Below are 7,016 nucleotides of genomic sequence, written 5' to 3'. Positions count from 1 at the left end.
ACCGCCCACGCCTCATCGGTCAGTTCACCACGACGTACCACCGGCACATCGTCGACGATCAACCACTACAAGATCGGCAGGACACGCCCTAGGTGCTAGGCGCGGTCGGCCCCTGCCCCGGGCAGCCTCCGCACGACGGTCAGCGTCACCTTGCCGTCCTGGTAGGACACCCTGAACATGTGGCGGCCCGCGTTCAGGACCCGCCGTTCCGGCAGGGAGTGGAAGTTGCCCTTGATCGAGTCGCCGCTCATGATCGTCAGTACCGTGCCCGGAGTGAGGGGCGCGCGAACGTCCAGGGCGAGTTCGCCGTGCAGCACCAGGTCACCCGTGGCCCGTACGCTCGTGTAGTCGTGGTCGCCGGAGATGGTGATGGCGAGGCGACCCGCTCGGCTGACGGTCACGTCGCCGCCGACCTTCAGGACGTTGCCGGGCGCGACGTCGGTGAGGGTGATGGACAGCGCGGACGCCGCTTCCTCTGTTGACAGACCGGGCTGCAGTACGCCGCTGTGGACGTCGATGCTGCCTGCCACGAAACCGGTCCCGCCGAGCGTGCCGCCCTTGACGTCGATCGAGCTTGCGTGCGAGCCGGTGATCGAGAGCTTACCGCCTTCAACCGTCGAGCCGCCCTCGTAGGTGTTGTCGCCTGTCATGACCAGCGTCCCGGAGCCCTGTTTGGTCAGAGATGCCGTGTACAGGTTGTTGTCGATGTTGTTCTGAATGTAGGCCGCGCGCTTGTCCATCCATTCCTTGCGCCACTTGACCGCGTCCGCGTAGGTGATCTTGTCGTACAACTCGGGACGGCCGTCAGTGATGGCTTGGATGTAGGGGTCAGCCAGGATGCCCTGAAGCATGAAGGCCTGTTCGCTGAGCGTGCCGTCCGGGCTCAGCACATTGGGGCCGAATTCGCCGGCGTAGGCGATGCCTTGCTCCTTGTAGGCCGCCAGCCACTCCAGATCCTCCCGCTCCCTTTCCTTGATCGCGATCTGGCTGATGTCGTTCGACCAGACGTCCAGGGGCGCTTTGTCCATGTTGTAGGTCATGGGGCTCAGGAGCTGGCCGGGGCCGTACATGCCCTTGGCCAGATCGGGAATCCCCCAGCCCCAGCGGTCGTCCGGAAGGCCGTCGGGAGCGGTCCAGGCGATCGATGCCCCGGAGGGGGAGGTTTGCCCGGTGCCGAGGAATCTCACGCCGTCGGACATCTTGTTGTTCGCCGTGGTGAGCATCAGCTCACGCACCTGCCTGGCGTCCATGTTCGGATAGCGGGAGAGCAGAACCCCCATCACCGCGGTCGCGACGGGCGTCGCCGGCGACGTGCCGCTCGAGTTCGAGTAGTTGGTGTCACCACCGCTGCTCGTGGTCCGAACGCTGTTTGAAGGGGTGGACACGGTCCACCATTTGGCGAGCCCAGCCTCGTTGAACCCGGACTGCTTCGTGTATTCGGGATTGGCCGCGGTGGGCGGTTGCGCCCCGCCGACGGATACCCACTGCCTTTCCGCCAAGGGGTTGAAGAAGGGATACGCGGGGCGATAGAACGGGTTGCTCCAGTCGTTGTTACCGGCCGACCTTACGTTGACGGTGCCGCTGTCCTTGATGGCGTCCCAGATCGCGTCCATGAAGGAGCGTCCGGGATAGTTCGGATTGTATTGAATGCCGCCTTCCGAATAGCTCTTCTTGAAGAGGAAATACTGGTACTCCAGATCCTTCAGGTACTCGTTGGGGAGGATGGTCGCCATCGCCGTGGCGCTGGCGCTGTCCTTGCCACGCAGTTGGTAGGCGTTGGCAAGGTTGCCGTTGACCCCGAGGTCGTTTCCTAGGCCGTCGAAGCGGGTTCTGTCAATAGTCTGGACATAAGAGCCCCAACTGCTGTTGATGACCTGGGCGCCTGCGTCGACCAGGGCCTTGTTGGCCGTATGCCAGTACACGTAATCGTGGAAGGGGCCGTGGGACTGGGTGTCGGAACCGCCGGTCTTGGCGACGTACATCGTCGACCCGAAGACGATGCCGTGCTGCTCCTTGCCGTCGCGAATGCCGGAGGTGACCCCAAGCATGCCGGTCCCGTGCGAGTAGTCACTTGTTCTCGCCTGATCGCCGGCCACAGTGAAAGGCTCGCCCGCGGTGAACGGGTTCGCCGGGGTTGCTGCGTTGCGATACCCGAAGCCGGACGTGCCGTAGACACCCTCCGCTCTCACCGGAACGATGAGCCCGGTCTGAAATGCTTCGTGTGTGGTCCGGTAGCCCGAATCCATCATGCCCAGCGCGACGCCCTGCCCGAAGTACCCCAGGGCGTAGGCGGTGGACGCGTTTACCGCGACGAGTTGCCATGGGGAGTCGATGGCTGTGCCAGGGTTGGAAGGATTATGGCCGGTGTAATACCCATATTCCGGCGTTTCCCAGCTGGCTTTTGCCGCATCCAGCTCCCCTGGGTTCCTGGCGACAAATCCGGGGTCTCCCGGGTACGTACACTGCGGGCAGCCCTCCCGGTACGCCAGCCCGCCGCCCGTATGGCCAGGGGTCGATGTCGTACCTGTTTTGGACGATGCCGAGGCGAACCCGGCCGGGAAAAGCGCGATGCCTGCCCCGGCGGCAAGGGTGCCTCCCAACCGCTGCAGGAACTGCCGCCGACTCGTGGACCTCATGCTCATTTCCGGTTCCTTCCCAAATTGGGCGACATCTCTGACGAACGGGTGCGGAAGGTTGCGTCCGAGCCCCACGATCCACACACGCTGGTCGAGACAAAATAAGGAAACACTGCCACGTCAGAACGGCGAGCCGGAACTCTCCCACGCGTGGCCTCCCCTACATGATCACCAATTAGACTGCGACGGATGTGCCTCGTCAAGAGGGCAACATCGGCCCAGCAGAAGCGGCTTGAACGACCGTCTGCATCGATGCGCGCAACCATCATGGGCCGGGTCAGGGGCTCCTCGCAGGGCCGGATGAGTGACGGTCCTGGTCGGAACTCGGCCGGTTTTGAGCTGGGGTTATGTGGTGGCCGCGGGCTCGTGCGGGAGTCATCCGAGGCGTCTGTGGCGATGTGTGCGGTCGGTAGGGGTGGGCACCGGGACGTTGCAGTCGTCGGTCGGAGCTGCCAGACCGATCCTATGGTCCTGGTGGATTTGGCCGGTGTTGTAGCGCTCGATAGACGTGCGCGGCATGTGGCCGCGAAGCAGCTCGGGTATGAGCCCGGTCAGGGCGGCAGCGCAGTTCAGAGAGCACGTCCAATCGATGGACATGCTCCCTTGTCGTAGCTGGGTGTCCAACTGGGTGACTATTCGTCGGAGCCGAAGATCCGTTCCGTGGCGATCGCGCCGCTCAGGAGCAACCGGCCGGAGTCGGGTGCCGCTAGACGCGCTCGGTTGCGGTCGTGCCGGCGTGGCCGCAGAGATCGACGAGCTGGCCGATGCTTATGCCGCTGTCCGACAGCAGGGATGCGAAGCCGTGCCGCAGTTGGCGGGGGCCGAGTCGCGCGGGTCAGGGCCGACAACTGTTCATGCCGGCCGCGTTGCGGAGAAGCCGTGCCGGTGAGCGGCGGCGACGGTGACGAGCGCGGGTGCGAGGAGGACGAGTACGGACCAGGGGAAGGATCCGGCGCCCACGCCGTCGAGGAGCAGGCCACCGATGACTCCGCCTAGGGCGAGCGCGGTGTTCCACAAGGTGACGAGCATGGCCTGGGCGGTGTCGGCGGCCGCGCCGGCCGCGTCCCCCAGGGCTGTCTGAAGAAGGGTGGCCATGCCACCGAACCCGAGTCCCCACAGCACTGCTGCGACGTACACGAGAACGGGGTTGTCGGCGAGTGTTGCCAGGAGGGTGGCCGCGGCGGCGAACAGGAGGGTGCCGCCGAGGGTGAGGATGCGCAGCCGACGTTGAATGTGGGAGCCCACCACGGAGGTGGCCACCACCGACGCCGTGCCGAACACGAGCAGCACCAGGGCGGTGGAATCGACCATGCCGAACTTGTCGAGGAATGTCGCGATGTACGTGTAGAGAATGGTGTGTGCCAGCACGACTGTCAGCACGACGAACAGGACGGCTGCCACGCCTGGCAGGCGCAGGGTGTGCGCGACTCCGGATCGACGTTGGCGGCGCTCGCCCGGGAAGTCCGGGATCGTCACGCTGAGCCAGGCGAGCACGACCAACGCGATGATGGTCATGGCCCAGAAGGCGACCCGCCAGCCAAGGGCCTGACCGAGGAGCGTTCCTGCCGGTACCCCGAGGGCGAGGGCGAGCGGTGTCCCAACCATCGCGACGGCGATCGCCTTGCCGTGGAGCGGGCCAGGCACCATGCGCCGGGCGTAACCCGCCATCATCGCCCAGACCAGGCCGCCGCACACGCCGGCAATGAATCGGCCGATCATCGTCAGCAGGTACTGGTCCGAGACGGCCGTCATCGTGTTGGCGATCGCGAACCCAGCCATGGTGCTGAGCAGCAATCGCTTTCGCCGCCATCCGGATGTGGCCGCGGACAATGGGATCGCCGCGACCGCGGACCCGATCGCGTAGATCGTCACCGCTTGCCCCATGGAGGATTCTCCAACCCGAAGGTCGGTGCTCATGGTGGGCAGCAGGCCGCCTGGCAGCGCCTCGGTCAAGACGGTGATGGAGGAAGCGGTGGCCATCGCTGTCAATGCGCCCAGCGGGAGCCTCGGGCGCGGGTCCGCTTCCGGGCCGTCAGCCAGCCGTGCTGTTCCAGTTCGCATGGCGACTATGGTTGAACCATCACATGGATGTGAAGGTCCAACGGGCTGGGCGTGAGGTCAGACACAAGCTGTGCAGCGCCGGGCCGGCCACGCTTGCCAGTGCCAGTCACGCTGCCCGGAGGCAATCGACGAGCGGCTGGCTGCCCTGGCGACAGCCGCCAGTAGCGCCGACCGACACGGCATCCTGTTCGGACAACGTGTGGGCCACGGCGGGCGCCTTGAGGTGGACGTCGCCTATGACGGGACCGGACATGGTGGTGGCTATGTGGCCGCCGAGGTTCACGTCCGGCTCTGCGCCCGGCTGTCAGGGGTGGCGGGCGAGGACCCGCACGTCGACATGGTCGACATAGCCTGTGGCCCGGAATTGGACCAGCGACCGGGGGGCCGGCCTGACCAGATCATTCCACTGCGCGGATGACCCTCTCACCGGGTACGCCTGCGGCTGTTGGATGGCGACGGTCGGGCGGGGACGGCGGAGGGCCCGGAGGGGCCGGGTTTCAGCGTGGACGTCTCGCCCCACCTGAGCTCGAAGATCTCCTATGATCCGCTGACAACGCGACCGGGACGGGGGAGCCGATGATCGACGCCGTCTTCTTCGATATCGGCGGGACGATTCTCGACGAGTCCCGCGAGTTCGAGGCCTGGGCGGACTGGCTCGGCGTTCCACGGCATACGTTTTCGGCGGTCTTCGGTGCGGCGATCGCACGGGGTTCGGACTGGCAGGAGCCGTTTCGGATCTTCCGGCCCGATTTCGATCTCGCGGTCGAGCTCGAACGCCGGAAAGCCGCCGGTGAACCGGAGTCGTTCGGGGAGGAGGATCTGTACCCCGACGCGCGGTCGTGCCTCGCCGCTCTGCAGGATCAGGGCCTGCTCGTGGGCCTGGCCGGCAACCAGCCGGCTCACGCGGAGACGATTCTCCGCGCTCTCGACCTGCCCGTCGACGTGATCGGCACGTCGGCCGGTTGGGGTGTGGCGAAGCCGTCACCGGTCTTCTTCGAGCACGTCGTTCGCGAAGGTGGTGGCGATGCGTCCTCGATCCTGTACGTCGGCGATCGGGCCGACAACGACGCACGCCCGGCCGTCGCGGCCGGTATGAAGGCGTGCCTGATCAGGCGTTCGCCGTGGGGCTACCTCCTCGACATTCCGGCCGTGTCCGAGCAGTGCCTGTTCCGCATCGATTCGCTCGACGAACTCCCGAGCCTGGTAGCGAAGCACAACGCGGCGAGCGGCTAGCTCGGCGAGCTGCGGCGGTGACCCAGGTGCCGGTCACGGTGCCGCCGGTGGGGCGGGCGGGGGCAGGAACCGGCCGCGCGCCGCGGCCACGATCGACCGTACGGCGATGCCGCCGATCAGCGCCGAGATGGCCGCCAGCACGAGGTACGAGTAGATACGGTGGCCTGGCGGTTCGCTGCCGGTGAGCCAGTGCAGGGCCATCGTGGCCACTGCCGACCAGGAGAACGTGAACGCCCAGAAGCCCGGGGCGAAGCTCAACCGCAGGTAGAGCGGGAGAAGCCGGATCTGCGCGAGGACCAGCACCAGCCCGTACCCGGAGATCAGCATCACCCAGATGTCGATCTGGCCGCCGTTGCGGGCGAAGAGCGCGAGCCCGGCCAGGGCGGAGGGGGCCACCTCGATCGCGAGGGTCGGTATGAGCGGTGTCGGCAGCTGCGGCCGGGTGAAGAGACGGTTCAGGGTTATCGACCCGAGCACGAGCCAGCAGATGAACCCGAGCCCGAACATGACGTCCGCCAAGGTGTGCTGACCGACGAGGCGCGCGGCCGCCGAGGCGATGAATCCGCCGGCCACGGTGGGCAGGAAGTAGCCGGGGTGGATCTGGTCGATGTCGATCCGGCCGTAGATCCACTGCCCGGTTATCCAGCCGCCGTAGAGGACGGTGAGGACCAGGAACACGTCGACGAGGATCCGCGCGGCGCCCATGTCGTGCGGGGCGACGCCCTGCGCGGCGAGCAGCATCGGGGTGATGACGGCGAGCGAGACGAACGGGCCCGTGATCGGATCCACCATGTCGCCGACGAGCCTTCTCGGTCTGGGTAGTGCGTACGCTCCGTACGCCGCCAACACGGCGAGCCAGGTCAGTGCGGCGAGCGCGAGCAGGGCGTCGCCGATCGACGTCGGCGCGCCGCCGTCCTGTCCGGCCACGGTCCAGGTGTTGGCCAGGCCGGCGAGGCCGAAGGGGATCCCGAAGTAGCTCGGCGGAATCCGGACGGCGACCATTCGACACCTCCCCTGGCGGGGTGGTCCCGCTCGGACGATCCGGCTCAATCCTGCCCGGCGTCCGACCCGCCGGCCGGTCGTTTC

4 protein-coding genes and 1 pseudogene are annotated in these 7,016 nt (G+C 66.6%); 1 reads left to right on the top strand and 4 read right to left on the bottom strand.

Translation table 11 applies throughout. The annotated features are described in order from the left end of the window. Window positions 1-95: 95 nt before the first annotated feature. From AB0F98_RS29210 to AB0F98_RS29200, 3 genes and pseudogenes are all read right to left on the bottom strand, one after another. Window positions 96-2,642 carry a S8 family serine peptidase gene (locus tag AB0F98_RS29210; protein ID WP_357741926.1) on the bottom strand — a complete coding sequence of 849 codons (2,547 nt, stop codon included), beginning with the start codon at window positions 2,640-2,642 and terminating at the stop codon, window positions 96-98. A gap of 626 nt (window positions 2,643-3,268) precedes the next feature. After that, window positions 3,269-3,473, bottom strand: a pseudogene (locus AB0F98_RS29205) (site-specific integrase); the annotation flags it as partial. Between the two features lie 15 nt (window positions 3,474-3,488). Then, window positions 3,489-4,616: an MFS transporter gene (locus tag AB0F98_RS29200; protein ID WP_357741923.1), complete on the bottom strand. Its 1,128-nt coding sequence runs from the start codon at window positions 4,614-4,616 to the stop codon at window positions 3,489-3,491. A 657-nt stretch (window positions 4,617-5,273) separates the two neighbouring features. On the opposite strand from AB0F98_RS29200, the gene AB0F98_RS29195 reads away from it, so the two are divergent. After that, the gene (locus tag AB0F98_RS29195) at window positions 5,274-5,930 is read left to right on the top strand and encodes an HAD family hydrolase (RefSeq protein WP_357741920.1); all 657 of its coding nucleotides are present in this window, start codon (window positions 5,274-5,276) and stop codon (window positions 5,928-5,930) included. Window positions 5,931-5,963: 33 nt separating this feature from the next. Here the strand turns inward: AB0F98_RS29195 and AB0F98_RS29190 are convergent, their stop codons facing one another. Continuing rightward, window positions 5,964-6,932, bottom strand: a complete 969-nt coding sequence (locus tag AB0F98_RS29190) for a hypothetical protein (protein WP_357741917.1) — start codon at window positions 6,930-6,932, stop codon at window positions 5,964-5,966. Between the last annotated feature and the right edge of the window lie 84 nt (window positions 6,933-7,016).

It is taken from the genome of Micromonospora sp. NPDC023737, from assembly GCF_040639715.1.
Classification (GTDB): Bacteria; Actinomycetota; Actinomycetes; order Mycobacteriales; family Micromonosporaceae; genus Micromonospora.
This window is presented reverse-complemented; position numbering and strand designations above follow the sequence as displayed.

Coding starts and splice junctions, on each gene's coding strand:
- AB0F98_RS29210 (WP_357741926.1), bottom strand. CDS start 2,642: ATGAGCATGAGGTCCACGAGTCGGCGGCAGTTCCTGCAGCGGTTGGGA.
- AB0F98_RS29200 (WP_357741923.1), bottom strand. CDS start 4,616: ATGGCCACCGCTTCCTCCATCACCGTCTTGACCGAGGCGCTGCCAGGC.
- AB0F98_RS29190 (WP_357741917.1), bottom strand. CDS start 6,932: ATGGTCGCCGTCCGGATTCCGCCGAGCTACTTCGGGATCCCCTTCGGC.
- AB0F98_RS29195 (WP_357741920.1), top strand. CDS start 5,274: ATGATCGACGCCGTCTTCTTCGATATCGGCGGGACGATTCTCGACGAG.